Genomic DNA, 21,954 nt, shown 5'->3' with positions numbered 1-21,954 from the left:
GGATGCCTCGCCATGTGTCTCTCCACGTGGCCGCTGCCCAGGTCGGCGGTGCGCATGGTGGGCACCTGCACATTGTGCGGAGCCGGGGCCACGGCCGATTCTGGGCGGGAAGAGCCGTGTGAACGCCATGTTTCCTGGAGCGTGTCATGTTTCTCAGCGTCGCCATCGTCCTGCGCGAGTCGGCCCGCAAGCATCCCGACCGCGTGGCCGTGGTCGATTCGGGCACCCGGATCACCTACCGCGAGCTGTGGGACGGAACGCTGCGCTGCGCGGGCGCGCTGCGGGCCTCGGGGGTCCGGCCGGGCGACCGGGTCGCGGTGCTGCTGCCCAACTCGGCGGACTTCCTGTACGCGTACTTCGGCGCGCTGGCCGCCGGGGCGACGGTGGTGCCGGTGCACGGGCTGCTGGTGGCCGACGAGGTGGCGTACGTGCTGCGGCACAGCGGTTCCGTCGCGCTGATCGGCGGCGGTCCGATGTGGCCGGTCGCCGAGGAGGGGGCACGCGCCGCGGGGGTCCGGGCCGTGCGGGGCGTGCCGGAGGGCGGCGACCCGCTGCCCGCGGCGGAGCCGGCGGCCCCGGAGGACACCGCGGTGATCCTCTACACCAGTGGCACGACCGGGCGGCCCAAGGGGGCGCTGCTCACCCACCTCAACATCGTGCTGAACGCCTCCGTGGTCGCCCACGACCTGCTGCGGCTGGACGTCGACGACGTGGTCCTCGGCTGTCTGCCGCTGTTCCACACCTACGGGCAGACCTGTGCGATGAACGCGACGCTGCGGGCCGGGGCGACGCTGGTGCTCATGCCGCGCTTCAGCGGCGCGGGGGCGCTGGAGCTGCTGGCGGCCGAGGGCGTGAGCGTCTTCATGGGCGTACCGACGATGTACCACGCCCTCGTGGAGGCGGCGGCGCAGGACGGGTCGACGCGTCCCACCCTGCGCGCGGCCGTCTCGGGCGGTGCGGCCCTGCCCGTCGCCGTGCTCGAACGCTTCGAGGAGACCTTCGCGACGCAGGTCCTGGAGGGTTACGGGCTGACCGAGACCTCCCCGGTGGCCACCTTCAACCAGCCGGAGATCGGCCGCCGCCCCGGCACCGTCGGCCACCCGGTGTGGGGCGTGGAGGTCGGGGTGGCGGACGCGGCGGTGGAGGAGACCGTGGTGCTGCTCCCGGACGGCGAGGTCGGCGAGGTCGTGGTGCGCGGCCACAACGTGTTCGCCGGGTATCTCGACGATCCGGCGGCGACGGCCAGGGCGGTGGTCGACGGCTGGTTCCGCACCGGGGATCTCGGGGTCCGGGACGAGGACGGCTTCCTGAGCATCGTCGACCGGAAGAAGGACCTGGTCATCCGGGGCGGCTTCAACATCTACCCGCGTGAGGTCGAGGAGGTGCTGGTCCGGCACCCGGCGGTCTCCGAGGTCGCGGTGATCGGTGTGCCCGACGAGGCGCGCGGCGAGGAGATCTGCGCGGTCGTCGTGCTGCGGGCCGGCTCGGAGGCGGTGACGGAGCAGGAGCTCATCACCTGGTCCAGGGAGCGGCTCGGGCGGCACAAGTACCCGCGCATCGTGCGCTTCACCGGGTCGCTGCCGCTGGGCCCGACCGGCAAGGTGCTCAAGCGGGCCCTGACGGCGGCCCCGTCCGCCTAAGGGCTGTCCCGTGATCCCTGGTGGATCAGCGTGCGGCGTCGGACGCGGTGCATCGCAAGGCGGAGGGACGCCCGAATACTGGATGTATTCGGGCGTCCCGACAACGCGGCGAGGTGCCGTGGCCGTCGTCGCGCGCCCGCCAGGGAATACGGGACAGCCCTTGGACCCCGCCCCGCCACGGCGGCGGATCCGGTCCGGGTCGACGCGGCCCCGGACTGGGTACACATATCGGTCACCGGTCCGCGATCGCACCCCAGAAGGGCTGAACCACATGTCTGCCGTACCCACTCCGATACCCGGGACCTCACCCCGGGTCAGCACGGTCCACGGGGCGGTGCGCGGCACGCTGGAGCAGGGCGTCGCCGTCTTCCGCGGCATCCCGTACGCCGCCGCGCCGGTCGGTGCCCTGCGCTTCCGGGCCCCCGGACCGCCCGAGCCGTGGGAAGGGGTGCGGGACGCGGTGGCGTTCGGGCCGACCGCACCCAAGCGGCCGTACGACCCGCCGCTGGACCGGCTGCTGCCCGACCCCGACGTACCGGGCGACAACTGCCTCAACCTCAATGTGTGGACGCCGTCCCCGGACGCCACCGGGCTGCCCGTCATCGTCTGGATCCACGGCGGTTCGCTGCTGCACGGCTCGTCGGCGGTTCCGCTGTACGACGGGACCGCGTTCGCCCGGGACGGGGTGGTCCTGGTGTCGGTCAACTACCGGCTCGGCGTGGAGGGGTTCGGGGTGTTCCCGGACGCGCCCGCCAACCGGGGACTGCTCGACCAGATCGCGGCCCTGAGCTGGGTGCGGGAGAACATCGCGGCGTTCGGCGGCGATCCGGACCTGGTCACGGTGTGCGGCGAGTCGGCGGGGGCGATCAGCATCGGCGCCCTGCTGGCCGCCCCTCGGGCCAGGGGCCTGTTCCGGCGGGCCGTGCTGCAGAGCGGTGCACCGACCGCGCTGCCGCTCGGCGCGGGCGCCCGGCGCACCACGGAGCTGATCGCCAAGCGGCTCGGGGTGGCGGCGACGGCCGGGGCGCTGGCCGCGGTGGATCCGGCCGCGCTGCTGGCCGCGCAGACCGCGGTGACGGCCGGCGGCTCACCGCTGACCGGCGGGAATTCCTTCCAGATCGTGGTGGACGGCGATCTGTTGCCCCACGATCCGCTCGAAGCGCTGCTGGACGGCGCCGCGTCCGGTGTCGATCTGCTGCTGGGCTCGAACAGCGAGGAGTACCGGCTCTGGTTCGTGCCCAGCGGTCTGACGGAACGGCTGTCCGCGTTCAAGCTCAGGCTGGCCCTGCTGAAGTTCAAGGTCCCGGGCGCCACGACGCGTACGTACCGGGCGAACCGGCCGGGTGCCACGCCGGGTGAGCTGCTCGGGGCGCTCGCCACCGATCTGCTGCTGCGGGTCCCGCTGAACCGGGTGGCCGACGCCCGTGCGGACGGGCCGGGGAGCACCCATGTCTACGAGTTCGGCTGGCCGTCCCCGGTGCTGCGGCTGGGCGCCTGTCACGCGCTGGAGATCGGCTTCGTCTTCGACACGCTGGACAAACCCGACGCGGTGGCGCTGGCCGGTCCGGACGCCCCGCAGGAGCTGGCCGACGCGATGCACGCGGCCTGGGTGGCGTTCGCCACGTCCGGCGACCCCGGCTGGCCGGCCTGGGACGCCTCGCGCCCGGTGATGGGCTTCGGCCCCGGCAGGCCCGCCGTGGTGCGGGCCCCGCGCGACGAGGAGCTGCGCGGCTGGTCTCCGTACCGCGAGAGCGCCTGAACGGCGGCCCCCGGCCCGGGAGGCCGGGGGTCCTGCGGGACTCAGTCCTTGTTCTGGGCCGCCCAGAACTCGTCGAACGTGAGCAGCCCGTCGCTGTTGGCGTCGTGCGAGTTGATGACGGCCTGGGCCACCGTCTCGGTGACGTAGGGGTCACCGAGCTGCGCCATCACGCTCTTGTACTCGGCGGCCGAGATCAGCCCGTCGCCGTTCAGATCGAACCGCTCGAATGCCTTGCGCGCCGACTCTATGTCCGCCACGGTTCCGCCCCTTCTCATCCCTGTTCAATGCCTGGCCAATGCCTGACCGACGGGGGCCAGATTAACGGTCGTGACCGATGGCGTTCGCGGCGGCCGGTAGTCGATCATGCGTGGGGGGAGTCCGCCGCCCGGCGGACCACGGACCGGACGGGGAAGCGGGACACCGATGGACGACGCGCTGGCACGGATTCTGACGGCCTCGGCGGACGGGCGGTTTCCCCCGCCGGACGGTTCGACGACCGTGGTGCGGCAGCCCTCGGGCCGGGACGCCGGGGTGCTGGCGTTCACCGCGCACTCGGTGGTCTTCACCGACGAGGACCCCGACTGGGTGCGGGCCGTGCTGGCCGAGACGCCTGGCGACGAGCTCGCCGCGACGATGAACCCGCACTTCCTGAACGCGCTGCTGGCCCGGACCGGCCGGCACATGAACACCGTCGACCTGCTGACGGTCGCCCCCGCGCTGCCCGGCACCCCGGAGATCGAGCTGCGGGAGATCGAGGACCCGGAGCATCCACGGGTGGCGCGGGCGATGAAGTACCGCGACGAGGTGCGGGTCTGGTCCGCCGACGGCGGTGTGGTGATCCTCGGCCGGGGCGTGGCGGGCCGCTGGGAGACCGCGGTCGAGGTGGCCGAGGAGGCGCGCGGCCGGCGGCTGGGCGAGCGGCTCGCGCGGGCGGCCCGGCAGCTGGTGCCGGACGCGGTGGTGTGGGCCCAGCAGTCGCCGGGGAACGCCCGCAGTGTGCGGACGTTCCAGGCGGCGGGCTACCGGCCGGTGGGCTCGGAGGCCCTGTTCGTCATGGGGTGACCGTGCGCCGGATCAGCTGCGCCACGGCTTGTAGTGCGGGTTGTCGACGCACTCGTTCATGATCTCGGTCTTGGTCGCCCGGTCGATCGGGCACGCCCCGACGATGAACTCCCGGTCGACGCCGCCGGGGAAGGCGACCTCCACCTGGTCGGCGTACTTGTGGGTGTCGCCGATCGTCTTGTTCACGTCGATGCCGCCGGGGGCGTCGATGTAGTAGTTGAACTCGCTCTTCCACTTCTTGTACAGGTCGTGGTCGTACGTGGTGGAGACGAACGGCGACGGCTGGTTGACCAGGACGTACTTCTCCAGGTCGTACTGGCCGTAATCGATGTCCCTGGCGTGGAAGCCCTCGTCGAAGATGGTCGCCGGGCCCCGGCCGTCCGCCCGGTAGAGCTGGCGGCAGTCGGCCCGCCACGAGGGCTGCGGGGTGATCCGGTCGAGGTCCACCGGGTCGGCGGCGGCGAAGAGGTGGTCGGCGACGGCCGGACAGCTGCCGGGCTTGACCGCGGCGGCGGGGGCGGCCGCGGCAGTGGGGGCGAGCGCGGGGGCGGCCTCCGTGGCGGCGGCCGGGACGAGGACGGCGGAGAGGGAGAGAACGGCGAGTGCGGCCCGGCGCCGCAGTCGAGAAGTGATCATCATGATGGTCACTGTCGCGGCGGTGCGGCGCCGGGCCGGGGAGCGTCACCCGAACGCGAGCGTGTCAGGCGTGGTGTTGACGCCGGGCGGTCAGCGGAAGACGCCGGTGTGGCCGAGCGAGTAGCGCCCCGGCTGCGGGTAGACGGCGAGCCCGTGCGGGCCGCTGCCCACCGGGATACGGGCCAGCTGCTTGCCGGAGGCGGTGTCGATCGCGTACACCTCGGCGTCGTAACGTCCGCTCAGCCAGAGGACCTTGCCGTCCGCCGAGACCCCGCCCATGTCGGGGCTGCCGCCGCCGGGCAGCCGCCACTTCTTCGCCAGCTTGCGCTGTGCGAAGTCGAAGACGGAGATGGTGCCCTCGCCGCGGTTGGAGATGTACATCTCCTTGGAGTCGCGGCTGACGTAGAGGCCGTGGGTGCCCTTGCCCGTGCGCAGCAGCTTCGGGGTGGTGAACTTCTTCCCGTCCAGCACCCAGATCCCGTCGGCGATCATGTCCGCGATGTAGAACGTCCCGCCGTCCGGCGACAGTTTCACGTCCTGCGGCATCGCGCCGCTCAGCGGCAGCTTCTGCTGACCGACGACCTTCATCTTCGCGGTGTCGACCTTGAGGAGTTCGCCGGAGAACTCGCAGGAGACGATGAAGTACCGGCCGTCGGCGGAGAAGTCGGCGTGGTTGACGCCCGCGCAGTCGACCGGGACGGTCTTGGCCGTCTTCATGGTGTGGGCGTCGCGGAAGACCAGCTGACGGTCCATCGAGGCCATCACCACGGCGTACTTGCCGTCCGGGGTGAAGTAGAGGTTGTACGGGTCGGAGACCGGCACCGTGGGACCGGTCTTCCCGGTGGCCGGGTCGATGGCGGTGAGGCTGTCGCCGATGTCGTTGTTGACCCAGAGGGTCTTCAGGTCCCACGAGGGGACGACGTGCTGCGGCTGGCGGCCGACCTTGATGGTTTTGATGACCTTGTACGTGGCGGGGTCGATCACGGACACGGTGTCGGAGTTGGTGTTGGGGACGTACACCCGGGACGGGAAGTCCTTGACCTCCGGGGACAGCTTTCCCCGGTCGGCCGAGTAGACGTCCTTGGCGTCGAGCACCGGGGGCATCCCGGGGAGCCCCGGAGGTGCGGGCGGTGCGACGCGTTCGGATTCGGCTGGCCGGGCGGCCTCGCTGCCGACGGCCTGGACGTTCGTCTTCTCGGCGGAGGTGCCGCAGCCGGTGAGTACGGCCAGCAGGACGCCCCCGAGCAGGGCCGCGGTGTGCTTGGTGGAGGGAGACATCAGGTCAGCAGCTCCGTGGTCGTCACCGCGCGCAGTCGGCGGCGGTCGATTTCGGTGAGGAGGAGGGGCAGCGCGGCGACCGTGTCCGCGTAGCCGAAGTGCAGGCTCACCACCGATCCGTTACGGATCTCCCCGGCCACCTTGCGGGTGACGGCCGCGGCGCCGGGAGAGGTGAAGTCGAGGGAGTCCACGTCGTACGAGAGGACGTGCGGGTAGCCCGCCCTGGCGGCCAGCCGCTGGACGAGCGGGGTGGCGTCGCGGGTGCGCGAGGGGCGGAACCAGGTGCCGATGGAGCCGGTGAGCCTGCGCAGCCGCTGGGCGCAGCCGCTGATCTCCGCGTACGCCTCGGCCTCGCCCATCGAGGAGATGTCGGTGTGGTGCTGGGTGTGGTTGCCGAGTTCGTGGCCGCCGTCGAGGATGCGCCGGGCCATGCCGGGGTGTTCGTCGAGCCAGCTGCCGACGGCGAGGACGGTGACCCGGGCGTGGGCCCGTTCGGCCTCGGCGAGCACGGTGCGGGCGATGGCGGGGTCGCCCTGGCCGTGGAAGGTGAGGGCGACGCGGGCGCGATCGCGGGGGCCGTGGTCGATCTGGACCGGCTGCCCGGGGAAGCGGTGCGGTCCGGGGGCGGGGTTCGGGGACGGGGGCCGGGTGGTCGCGCCGGCCTGGTTCTTCGGGCTCACCGTGTCCGTGACGGTCCCGGCCGGCGCGCCGTCGGCATCGCGGTCCGCGCATCCGGCGGTGAGGACACCGGCAAGGGCAGCCCCTGCTCCCGCGCGCAGGGCGCCGCGACGGTGCACCGGAATGTCGGAGACGTTCATGTACAGACACAGTAGGTGCGGAATGAGACAGAAATAACAATTTCGACATATGGGCGAACCGAATGAATCACTCACTCAATCCCATAAATATTCACACTTTTGCAGGCAAGTGACCCATCACACCTGCGATTCACCTGGAGAATGTCCCACTATGGCAGCAGATGCATCGATTGCACCTTTGGCGGGGTGGTCGCCCGTCTGCCATAGTCGGTCACACGACCGCATGACCCGAGCCCGGTCGTCACAAGCGGCCGCGAACACACCCCCCATTTCGCGGCCCCCACACAGCAGCCCCCGAAGCGCCCCACCACGGCGGACGGGGGCTGCTGTGGTTTGCGGGCACGGGCAGGCGCGGGCAGGGCACGGGTACGGCCCCGTCGGCCGGGGTCAGCGGTCGGAGATCCGCATCTCGAACCAGGTGGTCTTGCCGCGCGGCAGCAGATCCACGCCCCAGCGGTCGGAGAGCTTGTCGACGAGGAAGAGGCCCCGTCCGCTGATGTCCATCGGCTGAACGGGCATCAGGCAGGGCAGCCCGCGCGAGGGGTCGCGCACCTCGATCCTGATCCAGCCGCGGCGGCGCATCATCCGCAGCCCGAAGACCCGGGCGCCGGTGTGCCGCACCGCGTTGCCGACGAGCTCCGAGACGAGCAGCACGGCGTATTCGGCGGTCTGCGGGGAGAGCGCCCACTGACGCAGCACCACGCACGAGGTGAGCCGCCGGGCGGTGGCCGCGGACTCCGGACGGGAGGGTAACCGGACTTCGCCCTCCGCCGGATTACCGAACAACTCCAGTGCCTTGAACGCCTGTTCATCCTCCGTGGTCGGCATCCACCGCGCCGCTGTCGCACCGCTGTGCGGTCGCGGCTGTTCCACACCCTCCAGGCCCGCCATGGACACCATCATGGCCGCAAGACGGGCGTGCCGGGGCCGTTCCGAAGGAATCCGCGCCCCGGAACCCGCCGTTCCATGAAGGTCGACAGTCATATGCCATTGGCAGGATGCAGGTCGCCGCAACCCATCTGACCTGCACGGATACACCCTCGGAGCGGGATCTGCGGGCTCATCGGGGTGCTGGGCCTTAAGGTTGTCTTAAGGCCCAGCTAATCCGCCCGCACGGATGAACGCGCGTCAGTCTGTGCCCAACTGGCGTTCGGTCAGAGGAATTTGGCCTTGCCCGGACCCTCTTCGACGAAGCTGCGCATTCCGCGCTCCCGGTCCTCGGTGGCGAACAGGCCGGCGAACCAGTTCCGCTCGATCGTGAGCCCGGTGTCGATGTCGGTCTCCAGGCCGGCGTCGATGGATTCCTTGGCGGCGCGCAGCGCCAGAGCCGGCCCCTTGGCCAGCGCGGCGGCCCAGGCGTGCGCCTGCTCGTACACCTCGGCGGCGGGCACCACCCGGTCCACCAGGCCGATCGCCAGGGCCTCTTCGGCCCGCACGTGGCGGCCGGTGAAGATCAGGTCCTTGGCGCGGGAGGGGCCGATCAGCCGGGCCAGGCGCTGGGTGCCGCCCGCGCCCGGGATCAGGCCGAGCAGGATCTCGGGCTGGCCGAGCTTGGCGTTGTCGCCGGCGATGCGGAAGTCGGCGCAGAGCGCCAGCTCGCAGCCGCCGCCCAGCGCGTAGCCGGTGACGGCGGCGACGACGGGCTTGGGGATCCGGGCCACCGCGGTGAACGAGTCCTGCAGCGCCTTGGACCGTACGACCATCGCCGGATGGTCCATCGCCTGCATCTCCTTGATGTCCGCGCCCGCCGCGAACACCTTCTCGCCGCCGTAGAGGACCACGGCGCGCACGTCGTCGCGGCGGGTCGCCTCCTCGGCCAGTTCACGCAGCCGGTCCTGGGTGGCGACGTCCAGGGCGTTCATGGGCGGGCGGTCCAGCAGGATCGTGCCGACGCCGTCGCGTACTTCGAGGTTTGCGGTCATGGGGGCAGGTTAACCGTCGCTAACGACGGCGGGCCCGGTGCTGTTGGTCACAGCACCGGGCCCGCTCCGTACGACGTGCTCGAAGGACTACTTGGTCCACTCCGACCAGGACATGTTCCAGCCGTTGAGGCCGTTGTCCGGCTGGATCGTCTTGTCGTTGGAGTTCTTCACGACCACGACGTCACCGATGAGCGAGTTGTCGAAGAACCAGGCGGCGGAGGTCTTCTTGGACCAGGCACCGCGCACGTCCTGCAGACCGACGCAGCCGTGGCTGGTGTTGGTCGAGCCGAAGATGCCGGAGTTGCCCCAGTAGTTGCCGTGGATGAAGGTGCCCGAGGTGGACAGACGCATCGCGTGCGGCACGTCCTTGATGTCGTACTCGCCACCGAAGCCGACGGTGTCACCGTTCATCCGGGTCACCTTGAGCTTCTCGCTGATGACCATCTGACCGTTGTACGTGGTGGTCGCCGGGGCGCCCGCCGAGATCGGGATGTCCTTGATCTGCTGGTCGTCGCGGACGACCTTCATCCGGTGGCTGCTCGCGTCGACCGTGCTGACCTGCTTGCGGCCGATGGTGAAGGAGATCGTCTTGGCCTGCTTGCCGTAGACACCCGGGCGTCCCTCGACGCCGTCGAGGTTGAGCTTCACGGTCACCTTGGTGCCCGCGGCCCAGTAGTCCTCGGGGCGGAAGTCGAGCCGGTCGTTGCCGAACCAGTGGCCCTCGACCGGGACGGACGGCTCCGCCGTCACCTTGATCGCGTTCTCGACCGCCTCCGGGTCGGTGATGCCCCGGGTGAAGTGGATCGAGACGGGCATCCCGACGCCGACCGTGGAACCGTCCTCCGGGGTGTACTGCCCGATGAAGGTGTTCTGCGGGACCAGCGTGGTGAAGCTGGTGTCCTTAGCCGACTCACGGCCCTTGGAGTCCTTGGCGACCGCGTGGACCTTGTACTTGGTCGCGGCGGCCAGGTGCTGGTCCGGGGCCCAGCTGGCGCCGTCGGCCGCGATCTTCCCCTCGACCTCGGCGCCCTTGGGGTCGGAGACCTTGACCGTGGTCAGCTTCCCCTGGTCGGCCGAGACCTTCAGCACGCCGCTCGTCGCGACGGAGTCCGCGCCGTCCTTCGGCGCGACGGTCACCACGGCCTGCGAGGCCGAGGTGTCCTCGGCCTTCCCCGCGCCGCCCTTCCCGCCACCGGCGTCGTCTCCCCCGCCGCACGCCGTCACCAGCAACAACAGCGCACCCAGAACCAGAGCCAGCGGTCCGGTGGATCCTCGCCCGCCCCGTACGCCGTTCGCCCCGGCCGATGTCCCCGATATCGGCTGCCCGTTCAATGTGGTCGTCTCCCCTCACACGGCCTGGCCCCGCCAAGGCCCCCGGGAGCCCGAAGGCTCCCTCCCCCGCGCGCTGCACATGCACGCTCAGCGAAAGATAATCACACCGAGCGTGGGGAAATGACCCCCCGGATGTCACCGTTCAGTCCCAAGTTGTCCCGGGGCTCTGCCGGGTGGCGCGGACGGCGGCCGGGCGGGGCGGGGCCGACGGGGATCAGCGGAGAGCGGAGCCGGCCCTCCACCCGGTCCAGTCCAGGTTCCAGCCACCGAGCCCGTTGTCCGGCGCGACCTTCTTGTCCTTGGAGTTGACGACCTCGACCACGTCGCCGATGAGCGTCCGGTCGTAGAACCAGCCGGCCGGGGTGTCGCTGCCGCCGCCCTGTACGTCGAGCAGTCCGACACAGCCGTGGCTGACGTTCTGAGAGCCGAAGACGTCCTCGTCCGACCAGTAGTTGCCGTGCAGGAAGGTGCCGGAATCGGTGAGCCGGATGGCGTGCGGGACGTCCTTGATGTCGTACTCGCCGCCGAAGCCGACCGTGCGGCCGTTCATCCGGGTCACCTCGCGCATCTCGCTGACCACCATCTTCCCGTTGTACGTGGTCGTCTTCCCCGCGGCGCCCGCCGTGATCGGGACGGTGGTGACGTCTTCGCCCTCGCGGTGCACCTCCATGGTGTGCGCGGCCGCGTCGACCAGGGACGTCTGGGAGCGGCCGATCTCGAAGACGACCTTCTTGTCCTGGGTGCCGTACACATGCGGCGCGCCCTCCACGTCGCGCAGCGCCATGTCGACGGTCACCTCGGTCCCCGGCTTCCAGTAGGCGGCGGGGCGGAAGTCGAGCCGGCTCCCGCCGAACCAGTGCCCCACCACCTCGACCGGCGGCACGGCCGTCACCCTGATGGCCTTCTGGACCGCCGCGCGGTTGGTGACCGGCCGGTTGAAGTCGAAGGAGACGATCATCCCGGTGCCGACCGTGGAGCGGTTCTCCGGCTTGAAGTAGCCGATGAAGCGGTGCTCGGGCACGGCCGTAGTGAAGGTGGTGTGGCGGGCCGAGCGGTTCCCCGAGCCGTCCACGGCCACCGCGTCCACGCTGTACTTGGCGGCGAGCCTGAGCCGGCCCGCCCCGCCCTCGGGCGCCCAGGACCGGCCGTCGTCCGCGATCCGGCCCGGCACCTTCTGGCGCTGCGCGTCCTCGATCCGGGTCACCGCCACGCTCTCCAGTCGGCCGTCGGAGACCTTCACCCCGATCCGGTCGTCCGGGCCGATGTTCTTCGCCCCGTCCCGCGGGGTGACCTGGATCGCGTCCTGCGGCGGGCCCGCCGTCCCGCTGAAGATCGATCCGACGCCGGTGCAGCCGGTCAGTACCGCCAGCACGACGAGCAGCCCCGCCCATGTCGCCGCGGTGGCCGGGTTCGCCACCGCCCTCTTCGCTACGTGGTTCACGCCCGCCCAACGACAGGGGCCGGTCGGGGGAAACGTGAGTGCGGGCGTCCGGGTGGGCAGAAACAGGGGGAGGACCACACTCGGGGAGCCGCGGCCGGGACGCCGTGCGCTCCTTTTCGGTGCCGGTCCCCACGAGCCGCGGGAGGCGAGCAGGTGTCGAGCACAGCCGAGCAGGAGGCGGTGCAGGAGCCGGGTACGGCAGCCGGCCGGGGGCGGCCGCCCGCCGTGTGGCCCGGCGCCCCGACGCCGCTGGGGGCCCGTTTCCGGGTGGGTCCCGACGGGGTCGCGGGCACCAACTTCGCGCTCTGGGCTGGAGGTTCGGAGGCGGTCGAGCTCTGCCTCTTCGACGAGGACGGGACCGAGCGGCGGCTCGCGCTGACCGAGCTGACCCATGAGATCCGGCACGGCTTCGTACCGGGTGTACGGCCGGGGCAGCGCTACGGCTACCGGGTGCACGGCCGCTGGGACCCCTGGACCGGGGCCCGCTGGAACCCGGCGAAGCTGCTCCTCGATCCGTACGCACGGGCGGTGGACGGCTCTTTCACCCTTCCGGCCGAGGTGTACGGCCATGTGAGGGACTGGCCGCAGCAGCAGGTCGCCGACACCGTCCGCGACGAACGGGACTCCGCCCCGCACGTCCCCAAGGCCGTCGTGGTCCATGACGACGACGACTGGGCCGAGGACCGCAGGCCCAAGACCCCGTGGGCGGACTCGGTCATCTACGAACTGCACGTACGCGGCTTCACCAAGCTGCACCCCGAGATCCCCGAGGAGCTGCGGGGCACGTACGCCGGTCTCGCCCATCCGGCGGCCGTCGGGCACCTCCGGCGGCTCGGGGTGACGGCGGTGGAGCTGCTGCCGGTGCACCAGTTCGCCCACGAGGACCATCTGCTGAGGCGCGGGCTGCACAACTACTGGGGCTACAACTCCATCGGCTACTTCGCCCCGCACGCCGGCTACTCGGCGAGCGGCACCGCGGGCCAGCAGGTCGGCGAGTTCAAGCGGATGGTGCGGGCGCTGCACGACGCGGGGATCGAGGTGATCCTCGACGTGGTCTACAACCACACGGCGGAGGCGGGCGAGCTCGGTCCGATGCTGTCGCTGCGCGGCATCGACAACCGGGGCTACTACCGTCTCCAGCCCGACGCCCGCAGGTACGCGGACTACACCGGCTGCGGCAACACCCTGCACGTGGTCCAGCCGCAGGTGCTGCGGCTGATCACGGACTCGCTGCGCTACTGGGTGACGGAGATGGGGGTCGACGGCTTCCGCTTCGACCTGGCGGCCGCGCTGGCCCGTTCCATGCACGACGTCGACATGCTCTCGCCGTTCCTCGCGGTGATCGCCCAGGACCCGGTGCTGCGCCGGGTGAAGCTGATCGCCGAGCCGTGGGACGTCGGCAGCGGCGGTTACCAGGTGGGCGCCTTCCCGCCGCTGTGGACCGAGTGGAACGACCGCTACCGGGACGCCGTACGGGACTTCTGGCGCGGCGCCCTGCCCGACGTCCGGGACCTCGGCTACCGGCTGACCGGGTCAAGCGACCTCTACGCGTGGGGCGGGCGGCGCCCGTACGCCTCGGTCAACTTCGTCACCGCGCACGACGGCTTCACCCTGCGCGACCTGGTGAGCTACGAGCGCAAGCACAACGAGGCCAACGGCGAGGGCAACCGGGACGGCACCGACGACAACCGGGCCTGGAACTGCGGCGCCGAGGGCGAGAGCGAGGATGCCGGGATCAACGCGCTGCGCCGCCGTCAGCTGCGCAATCTGCTGACCACGCTGCTGCTGTCGACGGGCGTGCCGATGCTGGTCGCGGGCGACGAGATGGGCCGTACGCAGGGCGGCAACAACAACGCGTACTGCCAGGACAACGAGATCGGCTGGCTGGACTGGTCGCTGCTCGAACAGCCCGACTGGCGGGCGCTGACCGAGCTGACGGCCCGGATGCTGCGGCTGCGCCGCGCCCATCCGGTGCTGCGCCGCCGGGCCTTCTTCTCCGGGCTGCCGCAGGCGGCGGACGGGCTGCGGGACCTGGCGTGGTTCACGGCGGGGGGTACGGAGATGACGGAGGCGGACTGGTACGCGCCGGCCGCCACGGTCGGGCTCTACCTCTCCGGGCGCGACATCCCCGGCCGGGACGCGCGGGGCGAACAGATCACGGACGACAGCTTCCTGGCGGTCCTGCACGCCGGCCACCGCCCGTGCGGTTTCCGGCTCCCCGGGCCGCCGTGGGCGCGGAGCTACGAGCTGGTCCTGGACACCTCGCGGGAGGACCAGGCCACGGCTCCCGGCACCGCCCACCCGGGCGACGGGACGCTGGCCGTGCCGGCCAGGTCGGTGCAGCTGCTGCGGGTCACCGAATGAGCGGAATGAGCGGGGTGGGCGGCAGGTGGGCGTGCGGCCGGGGGTCAGCCGAGGATGCCCCGGTCGTAGCCGATCGCGACGGCGGCGGCCCGGTCCTTGGCGCCCAGCTTGGCGAAGACATGGGTGAGATGGGTCTTCACGGTGGCCTCGCTGATGAACAGCTCGGCGGCGATCTCCCGGTTCGAGGTGCCCTTCGCGACGAGTTCGAGCACCTCGCGCTCGCGGCCCGACAGCGCCTCGCTGCCCGCCGCCGGGGTGCGCACCCGTGAGATGAGCCGGGAGGCGACGGCGGGCGAGAGCACGGTACGGCCGTCGGCGGCGGCGCGGACGGCGGTGAACAGCTCGTCGCGGGGCGCGTCCTTGAGCAGATAGCCGGTCGCGCCGGCCTCGATCGCGGGCAGGGTGTCGGAGTCGGTGTCGTACGTGGTGAGGACCAGCACCTTGGACCGGGCGCCGCGCCGGGCCAGTTCGGCGATGGCGGCGACTCCGCCGCCGCCCGGCATCCGCAGGTCCATCAGGACGACATCGGGGTCCAGCCGGACCGCCAGCTCGACCCCCTCGACCCCGTCCGACGCCTCCCCGAGGACCTCGAAGTCCGGAGCCGAGTCGAACATGCCGCGCAGACCGTCCCGTACGACAGGGTGGTCGTCGACGACGACGAGCGTGATGACGCGTGCGGATTCCTGAGCCATGGCAGGACAACCGTACTGGTCATCGGCTGTGCCGGACCAGGGGCACCCGGGCGCTGACCGCCGTGCCCCGGCCCGGCTCCGTCTCCACCTCGACGGTGCCCGCGATGCGTTCGGCGCGGGCCCGCATGCCGCCGAGCCCGAAACCGCCCGCACCACCGGCCGGCGGCAGGGCGGCCGGATCGAAGCCGCAGCCGTCGTCCCGTACGTCCAGGGTGAGTTCGTCCCCCATGAACGACAGCGTGACTCCGGCCCGGGAGGCCCCGGCGTGGCGGCCGACATTGGCGAGGGCCTCCTGCGCGATCCGCAGGAGGGTGGCGGCTATCTCGTCATGGACCGGCTCGACGGTGCCGGTGACGGTGAAGTCGGCCCGGACCCCGTGGCGTTCGGACCAGTCGGTGACCGTACGCTTCAGCGCGCCCGGCAGGTCGTCGTGTTCCAGCGCGGCGGGGACCAGGTCGTGGACCGAGCGGCGTGCCTCGCCGAGGCTGTGCCGGGCGAGGGCGGCGGCGCGGTCCAGGTGCACCCGGGCCAGCGCCGGGTCGGTGTCGCCGATCGAGGTCACCACCTGGAGCTGGGCGATGATGCCGGCCAGGCCCTGGGCCAGGGTGTCGTGGATCTCGGCGGCGAGCCGGCGGCGCTCGTCCGCGACGCCCGCCTCGCGGGCCTGGACCAGGAGCTGGGCGTGCAGTCCGGCGTTCTCCGCCAGGGCCTGTTCGAGCCGGGCGTTGGCCGACTCCAGTTCGGTGATGGTGTCGACCTGGGTACGGGCGTGGTCGGCCTCGCGGTCACCGATCCTGGCGAAGACCATGGTCAGGGTTCCGTGCAGGCCGAACAGGGCGGCGAAGGCGACCCAGTTCATCAGGGAGGCCGGCGGCAGGCCGCTGCCGCACTGCGCGCCCGCCATGATGGCGGCGGTGACCAGCAGCCCGGGGCGCACGGCCCGGCGCGGGAGCAGCCGGCCGGTGTCGAAGTATCCGAGGATCGCGAACACCGAGTAGAAGGGGTTGCACCAGGTCAGTGCGAAGGCGAGCGCGGTGCGGGCGACGAAGTAGCACTGCGACGCCCGTGACCTGGGAGGAACGGCCGGCCCGACCCGCCCCCACCAGAGCTGGAGGGCGAGAGCCGCCGGCACCAGCGCCGCGACGGCGTACACGTCCGCGCGGTCCATGATGAGCGGGGCGGTCACGGCCACGACGACGGTGCTCAGGCCGAGGAACCCGTAGGGCCCGTACCGGAAGAACCGTTCCCACCCCAGCTCGGCGCTCATCGCGTCGTTCCGGTGTGCCGTTGCCGTGTCCCCCGCCTTCATGGGTTCAGTCTCCCCGTCTCCGGCGCGCCGGTCACTCCCACCGGAACAGCCGGGTCGCGAGGAAGGTCACCAGCGCGGTCCACAGCACCATCACACCGAGCTGGGCCAGGCCGGGCCAGCTGCCGGACACCGCCCGGTCCAGCGCCTCGGACGCCGCGCCGAACGGGGTGACCCGGACGATGCCGCGCAGGGTGTCGGGCATGCTCTGCACCGGGATCCAGACACCGGCGGTGAACATCATCAGCAGGTTCACGGCCGAACCGATGCCGGCGGACGCCTTGGTCGTACGGGAGAGGGCGCAGAGCAGTGCGCCGAGGGTCAGCACGCTCGCCGTCGACAGCAGCAGCGCCAGGACGTAGCCGACGGGCTGTGCGGGCAGTTCGACGCCGAAGGCGATCCGTCCGACGGCCATCGCCAGTGCGGCGGAGCCGAGGGCGGCGGCGCCGTGCAGGGCGATCTGCGCGGTGAGCAGCGCGGAGGGACGTACCGGAGTGGTGGACATCCGGCGCAGGATGCCGCGTTCGCGGTAGCCGGTGAGGACGGGCGGCATGGCCTGCAGCCCGGACATGATCATGGCGAGCAGCACCGCCACCGGCACGTACAGGTCGATGACGCGCCGGCCGCCGAGCGCGTCGTCGGGGGCCCGGAAGGAGGGGATCAGGCCGAGGATCGTCATGAGCCCGGTCGGGAAGACGAGGATCCAGAACAGGGCGGCGGGTTCGCGGAGGAAGAGCCGGGTCTCGGACCTGAGCACCGCCTTGCGCGCGGACGCGGGGGCGGGGGCGGGCTTCGTGGTGGCCGTGGCCGCGTTCACCGTGGTCATCTCAGGCCGCCTGTTCTGTGAGGTCGAGGAAGGCGTCGTCGAGCGTCGCCTCCGAGACACGGAGCCGGTGTGCGGTGATGCTGTGCCGGGCCAGCAGGGAGATCACGGCGTTGACCGTCTCGTCGGTGCCGCTGATCTCGATCCGCTCGTCCTTGCGTGCCACGGAGACCGCGCCGGGCAGTTGCTCCAGCTCGGCGTCGGTGAGCGGCCGCGACGGGGTGAAGGAGATGACCGTGGAGCCGTCGGCGCTGCCGATCAGGCCGGAGGGGGTGTCGAGGGCGACGACCTTCCCCTTGTCGATGACGGCGATCCGGTCGCAGAGCTGCCTGGCCTCCTCCATGAAGTGGGTGACCAGCAGGACGGTGACGCCGCTGTCGCGTACGTCCTCGATGAGCTTCCAGGTGTCCCGGCGGGCCCGTGGGTCCAGGCCGGTGGTCAGCTCGTCGAGCACCACCACGCGCGGGTTGCCGACCAGGGCGAGCGCGATGGACAGCCGCTGCTTCTGACCGCCGGACAGCTTGGCGAAGCGGGTGCCGTACACGGTGTGCAGGCCCAGCCGTTCGGCGAGCTCCCGCCAGTCGGCGGGGTCCGGGTAGAAGGCGCTGTACAGCTCCAGCGCCTCGGCCACGGTGAGTTTGGGCTGGAGCTCGCTCTCCTGGAGCTGGGCGCCGAGCAGCCGGGTGACCCGGTCGTGGTCGGCGACGGGGTCGAGTCCGGCGACGCGGACGGTCCCGGCGTCGGGGACCCGCAGCCCCTCGACGCACTCGACGGTGGTGGTCTTGCCCGCGCCGTTGGGGCCGAGGATCCCGAAGATCTCCCCCTCGTCGACGGCGAAGCTCACTGAGTCGACCACGGTGCGCCCGGCGTACGCCTTCCGCACCCCGTTCACTTCGATGATTGCCATGGACCCGAGCATCGGGGCGCGGGGGCCGGCGCACCATCGTCCATCGCGCTCGAAGGGGCATCAGCCGATCGGTTGATACGGACTACGACCTGCGCTCCCGCCGCCCATGAGGCCGTACGTCGGCCGGAAAACCACATGAGCGATGTCAGGGGTGAAACGTAGTCTCGACTGTGATGCCCGAAGAACATGCAGAGCCCAAGGACCGGTCCACCGTTCAGTCCCTGCTGCGGTTGTGGCCCTATGTGAAGCCGGTGCGCAAGCGGCTGTTCGGCGCCGCCCTGGTCGCGATCGTCGCGTCCTGCGTCGGTCTGGTGATCCCCCTCGTCCTGAAGTGGATGGTCGACGGCCCGGTGGCGGACCGCGACCCCGGCGGGGTCTGGCTCGGCGCGCTGTACCTGCTGTTGCTGGGCATCGGTGAGGCCGCGCTGTTCGGGGTGCGGCGATGGATGGTGGCGCGACCGCTGGCCGGGGTCGAGGCGGCGATGCGGGCCGACCTGTACCGGCATCTGCAACGGCTGCCGGTGGCGTTCCACGACCGCTGGCCGTCGGGGCAGTTGCTCTCGCGCGCGACCACGGATCTGATGCTGCTGCGTCAGTTCCTGGCCTTCCCGCTGACCTTCCTGCTGGTGAACGGTGCGACGATCCTGGTCGGCATCGTCATTCTGCTGATGCAGCACTGGACGCTGGGGCTGGTGCTGCTCGCTCCGGCGGTGCCCCTGATGGTCATCTGCCTGGTCTTCGAGACGAAGTTCTCGCTGGTGGCGCGCCGAGCCCAGGACCAGGTCGGCGATCTGACGACGGTCGTCGAGGAGAGCGTGCTCGGCATCCGCATCATCAAGGGCTTCGGCCGGCACCGCAGCCAGGCCCTCGCCTTCCGTTCCCTCTCGGAGCGGCTGCGCACCACGGAGCTGGGCAAGGCCCGTCTGCTGGCGGGCATCTGGTCCGCCAACACCCTGCTCCCGGAGCTTTCCATCGGTGCGGCAGTGGTGCTCGGCACGGTCCAGGTCGCGGACGGGGACCTCTCGGCGGGCACCCTGGTCGCCTTCCTCTCCACGGCGCTCGCGCTGCGCTGGCCGGTGGAGTCGATCGGCTTCCTGCTGGCGATGAGCCAGGAGTCGGCGACGGCGACCGAGCGGTTCTTCGAGGCGATGGACGTGGCCGAGGAGGCGGACGCGCCGGACGCGGTCGAGCAGGCCGGCGTGGACGGACAGGCCGACGGCGCGGACGGCCCGGGTGGCGCGGAGGGACGGGTGCGGGCCGATGGCTCGTCCCGGGGTGAAATGGTCTTCGAGGGCGTGGAGTTCCGCTACCCCGACGCGGAGCCCGGTTCCGTGCCCGTGCTGTCCCGGATCGATCTGCGGATCCGGCCCGGCGAGACGATGGCCCTGGTCGGGGCCACGGGCTCCGGCAAGACGACGCTCACCGCCCTCGTGCCGCGACTGCACGAGGCCACCGCGGGGCGGATCACACTGGACGGCACGGACATCACCACCATGCCCCGGGAGCGGCTGCGCAAGCTGGTGTCGGTGGCGTTCGAGGAGCCGACGCTCTTCTCGGCGAGCGTCGGGGAGAACGTGCTGATGGGCGCCGAGGGCGCCGGGGAGGACGAGCTGCGCAGGGCACTGGCCGTCGCCCAGGCCGGTTTCGCGCACGAGCTGCCCGAGGGCGTCGACACCCAGGTCGGCGAGCAGGGCCTCAGCCTCTCCGGCGGCCAGCGGCAGCGGCTCGCCCTGGCCCGCGCCGTGGTCGGCCGGCCGCGCTTCCTGGTCCTGGACGACCCGCTCTCCGCGCTGGACGTGCACACGGAGGCGCTGGTGGAGGCCGCGCTGCGAGACGTCCTGGCGGAGACGACGGCGATCGTGGTCGCGCACCGGCCGTCCACGGTGATGCTCGCGGACCGGGTGGCGCTGCTCTCCGGGGGCCGGATCGCCGCCGTCGGCACCCATCAGGAACTGCTGCGCGGCAGCGCCGAGTACGCCTGGCTGATGTCGGGCGCCGAGGGCGCCGGTGGCGCCTTCCCCGACCAGTCCACCGAGGACGTCCTCGTCGAGAAGGGCCCCCGATGACCAGTACGACACCCGGCACAGCCCCCTCCAAGAACACCGCGAACGCGCCGGACGCCCCGGACACCACGGACGCCACCGGCGCCCGATCCGCGTCCCGGGACCGCTTCGACCGCGACGACCTGCCCGTCCCGCCCGGCGCGACCGGGGCACTGCTGCGGTCGCTGCTGCGGCCGATGAAGGCCCGGGTGGCGCTGATCGCGCTGCTGCTGCTGGTCCAGCAGGCCGCGCTCCAGGCCGGTCCGCTGCTCGTCGCCTACGCCATCGACAGCGGGGTGCCCGCGTTCCGGGACGCGGACTACGGGCCGCTGATCGCGGTGGCCGTCGCCTACGCGCTGTGCTCGGCGGCGGGCGGGGCCACGCAGTACGCGTTCGTACGGGCCTCCTCCCTGGTCAACCAGGACGCGCTGCTCGATCTGCGCGGGCGGATCTTCCGTCATGCGCAGGCGCTGAGCGTGGACTTCCACGAGCGCTACACCTCGGGCCGGCTGATCTCCCGTTCCACCACGGACGTGGAGTCGCTGCGGGAGCTGCTCAGCGAGGGGCTCCAGGAGCTGATCGGCGTCGTACTGTCCTTCGTCTCCATCTCGCTGATGCTGCTCTGGCTGGACTTCGGCCTGGGATCGCTGGCCGTGCTCTCCTTCGTCCCGTTGTATCTGCTGGTGCGGCGCTTCCAGCGGCGGGCCGGACTGCTGTACGCCGAGCGGTCCTCGGCGATCGCCGCGGTCATCGTGAAGTTCGCGGAGACGATGAACGGCATCCGCCCCGTCCAGGCCTTCCGCCGCGAGCCGGTCAACGACGGTCACTTCGAGGACCTCAACAACACGCACCGGTGGACCAACGGCAGCGCGATGCTGGAGATGGGCCGCTATGTCGTCGGCTCCCGGCTGGTCGCCAACACGGCGATCGCCGGAATCGTGCTGTGGGGTGCGTACCGGGTGGCCTCGGACACCCTGGCGCTCGGGGTGCTGGCCGCGGCCGTGCTCTATCTGCGCCGGCTGTACGACCCGATCGACCGGCTCGGCATGTTCCTCAACTCCTACCAGTCGGCCGCGGCCTCCCTGGAGAAGATCGCGGGCCTGCTGGCCCAGACCCCGTCCGTCCCCGACCCGTCCGACCCGCGCGAGCTGCCGGCCCTCACGGGCGAACACCCGGGCCGCGAGGTCGTCTTCGACCAGGTGCGCTTCGCCTACCGCACGGGCGGTGAGGTGCTGCCCCGCTTCGATCTGACGATTCCGGCGGGGCAGACCGTCGCCGTGGTCGGGTCGACGGGCGCGGGCAAGTCGACGCTGGCCAAGCTGCTGGCCCGGTTCTACGACCCGACGGACGGCCGGGTCCTGCTCGACGGCACGGATCTGCGCGACCTGGCCGTCCCGGAGCTGCGGCGCGGCGTGGTGATGGTGACCCAGGAGGCGTTCCTGTTCTCCGGGACGGTCGCCGAGAACATCGCGATCGGCAGCCCGGACGCGACCCGCGCGGAGATCGAGCAGGCCGCGAAGGCGATCGGCGCGCACGACTTCATCACCGGTCTGCCCGACGGGTACGACACGGACGTACGCAAGCGGGGCGGCCGGATCTCGGCCGGTCAGCGCCAGCTGGTCGGCTTCGCCCGCGCCCTGCTCGCCGACCCGGCGGTGCTGATCCTCGACGAGGCGACGAGCTCCCTCGACATCCCCGGCGAACGGGCGGTGCAACGGGCCATGGACACGGTGCTGCACGGCCGCACCGCGGTGGTCATCGCCCACCGCCTGTCCACGGTGGAGATCGCGGACCGGGTCCTGGTGATGGAGCACGGCCGCATCGTGGAGGACGGCCCCCCGGCCGAACTCATCGCGGGCACGGGCCGCTTCGCGGGGCTGCACCGGGCGTGGCGGGAGAGCCTGTCGTAGCGCGCCGGGCCGGGAGGGTTGC

At 71.6% G+C, this 21,954-nt stretch carries 18 protein-coding genes; 6 read left to right on the top strand and 12 right to left on the bottom strand.

Annotated elements, in window-relative coordinates:
* Positions 1 to 146 precede the first annotated feature (146 nt).
* Entirely contained in the window at positions 147 to 1,640 is a 1,494-nt protein-coding gene (locus ACFYY1_RS10925) for a long-chain fatty acid--CoA ligase (RefSeq protein ID WP_388583288.1), read from the top strand.
* Between the two features lie 271 nt (positions 1,641 to 1,911).
* Positions 1,912 to 3,399, top strand: a complete 1,488-nt coding sequence (locus ACFYY1_RS10920; RefSeq protein ID WP_388583286.1) for a carboxylesterase/lipase family protein — start codon at positions 1,912 to 1,914, stop codon at positions 3,397 to 3,399.
* 41 nt (positions 3,400 to 3,440) lie between these two features.
* Here ACFYY1_RS10920 and ACFYY1_RS10915 read toward each other — a convergent pair whose 3' ends face one another.
* Positions 3,441 to 3,656 (bottom strand): EF-hand domain-containing protein, encoded by a 216-nt coding sequence (locus tag ACFYY1_RS10915; RefSeq protein ID WP_388583284.1) that lies wholly within the window; start codon positions 3,654 to 3,656, stop codon positions 3,441 to 3,443.
* A gap of 166 nt (positions 3,657 to 3,822) precedes the next feature.
* Here ACFYY1_RS10915 and ACFYY1_RS10910 point away from each other — a divergent pair, with 166 nt between their 5' ends.
* A complete protein-coding gene (locus ACFYY1_RS10910) occupies positions 3,823 to 4,461 on the top strand; it encodes a GNAT family N-acetyltransferase (RefSeq protein WP_388583282.1) in 639 nt (212 codons plus the stop codon).
* A 12-nt stretch (positions 4,462 to 4,473) separates the two neighbouring features.
* Here the strand turns inward: ACFYY1_RS10910 and ACFYY1_RS10905 are convergent, their stop codons facing one another.
* The 7 genes from ACFYY1_RS10905 to ACFYY1_RS10875 form a co-directional block, all read right to left on the bottom strand.
* Positions 4,474 to 5,097 carry an ADP-ribosyltransferase gene (locus ACFYY1_RS10905; protein WP_388583498.1) on the bottom strand — a complete coding sequence of 208 codons (624 nt, stop codon included), beginning with the start codon at positions 5,095 to 5,097 and terminating at the stop codon, positions 4,474 to 4,476.
* 90 nt (positions 5,098 to 5,187) lie between these two features.
* A complete protein-coding gene (locus ACFYY1_RS10900; RefSeq protein ID WP_388583280.1) occupies positions 5,188 to 6,375 on the bottom strand; it encodes a beta-propeller fold lactonase family protein in 1,188 nt (395 codons plus the stop codon).
* Positions 6,375 to 7,193: a polysaccharide deacetylase family protein gene (locus tag ACFYY1_RS10895; protein ID WP_388583278.1), complete on the bottom strand. Its 819-nt coding sequence runs from the start codon at positions 7,191 to 7,193 to the stop codon at positions 6,375 to 6,377. The genes ACFYY1_RS10900 and ACFYY1_RS10895 overlap by 1 nt, the downstream gene beginning before the upstream one ends.
* 387 nt (positions 7,194 to 7,580) lie before the next feature.
* Positions 7,581 to 8,096 carry an ATP-binding protein gene (locus tag ACFYY1_RS10890; RefSeq protein ID WP_388583276.1) on the bottom strand — a complete coding sequence of 172 codons (516 nt, stop codon included), beginning with the start codon at positions 8,094 to 8,096 and terminating at the stop codon, positions 7,581 to 7,583.
* Between the two features lie 251 nt (positions 8,097 to 8,347).
* On the bottom strand, positions 8,348 to 9,115 hold the full coding sequence (locus tag ACFYY1_RS10885) for an enoyl-CoA hydratase/isomerase family protein (protein ID WP_388583274.1): 768 nt from the start codon (positions 9,113 to 9,115) through the stop codon (positions 8,348 to 8,350).
* 87 nt (positions 9,116 to 9,202) lie between these two features.
* Positions 9,203 to 10,447: an Ig-like domain-containing protein gene (locus ACFYY1_RS10880; RefSeq protein ID WP_388583272.1), complete on the bottom strand. Its 1,245-nt coding sequence runs from the start codon at positions 10,445 to 10,447 to the stop codon at positions 9,203 to 9,205.
* A 214-nt stretch (positions 10,448 to 10,661) separates the two neighbouring features.
* Positions 10,662 to 11,888 (bottom strand): Ig-like domain-containing protein, encoded by a 1,227-nt coding sequence (locus ACFYY1_RS10875; RefSeq protein ID WP_388583270.1) that lies wholly within the window; start codon positions 11,886 to 11,888, stop codon positions 10,662 to 10,664.
* Between the two features lie 153 nt (positions 11,889 to 12,041).
* Between ACFYY1_RS10875 and glgX the strand changes: the two genes are divergently transcribed.
* Positions 12,042 to 14,252: a glycogen debranching protein GlgX gene (gene glgX, locus ACFYY1_RS10870; protein ID WP_388583268.1), complete on the top strand. Its 2,211-nt coding sequence runs from the start codon at positions 12,042 to 12,044 to the stop codon at positions 14,250 to 14,252.
* Between the two features lie 44 nt (positions 14,253 to 14,296).
* Here the strand turns inward: glgX and ACFYY1_RS10865 are convergent, their stop codons facing one another.
* From ACFYY1_RS10865 to ACFYY1_RS10850, 4 genes are read right to left on the bottom strand one after another with little or no spacing between them, the layout of a single operon-like run.
* Positions 14,297 to 14,944 carry a response regulator gene (locus ACFYY1_RS10865; protein ID WP_388583266.1) on the bottom strand — a complete coding sequence of 216 codons (648 nt, stop codon included), beginning with the start codon at positions 14,942 to 14,944 and terminating at the stop codon, positions 14,297 to 14,299.
* A gap of 19 nt (positions 14,945 to 14,963) precedes the next feature.
* The gene (locus ACFYY1_RS10860) at positions 14,964 to 16,253 is read right to left on the bottom strand and encodes a sensor histidine kinase (protein ID WP_388583264.1); all 1,290 of its coding nucleotides are present in this window, start codon (positions 16,251 to 16,253) and stop codon (positions 14,964 to 14,966) included.
* Between the two features lie 31 nt (positions 16,254 to 16,284).
* Entirely contained in the window at positions 16,285 to 17,076 is a 792-nt protein-coding gene (locus ACFYY1_RS10855) for an ABC transporter permease (protein WP_388583262.1), read from the bottom strand.
* Position 17,077: 1 nt separating this feature from the next.
* Complete coding sequence (locus ACFYY1_RS10850; protein WP_388583260.1) at positions 17,078 to 17,980, bottom strand: ABC transporter ATP-binding protein; 903 nt, start codon at positions 17,978 to 17,980, stop codon at positions 17,078 to 17,080.
* Between the two features lie 173 nt (positions 17,981 to 18,153).
* Here ACFYY1_RS10850 and ACFYY1_RS10845 point away from each other — a divergent pair, with 173 nt between their 5' ends.
* A complete protein-coding gene (locus ACFYY1_RS10845; protein WP_388583258.1) occupies positions 18,154 to 20,046 on the top strand; it encodes an ABC transporter ATP-binding protein in 1,893 nt (630 codons plus the stop codon).
* Positions 20,043 to 21,932 carry an ABC transporter ATP-binding protein gene (locus ACFYY1_RS10840; protein ID WP_388583256.1) on the top strand — a complete coding sequence of 630 codons (1,890 nt, stop codon included), beginning with the start codon at positions 20,043 to 20,045 and terminating at the stop codon, positions 21,930 to 21,932. The genes ACFYY1_RS10845 and ACFYY1_RS10840 overlap by 4 nt, the downstream gene beginning before the upstream one ends.
* The last annotated feature ends 22 nt before the right edge of the window (positions 21,933 to 21,954 follow it).

The organism is Streptomyces sp. NPDC001890, assembly GCF_042891445.1.
Lineage (GTDB): Bacteria > Actinomycetota > Actinomycetes > Streptomycetales > Streptomycetaceae > Streptomyces.
The sequence above is the reverse complement of the archived record's forward strand: the minus strand, read 5'-3'. Positions and strand labels throughout refer to the sequence as shown.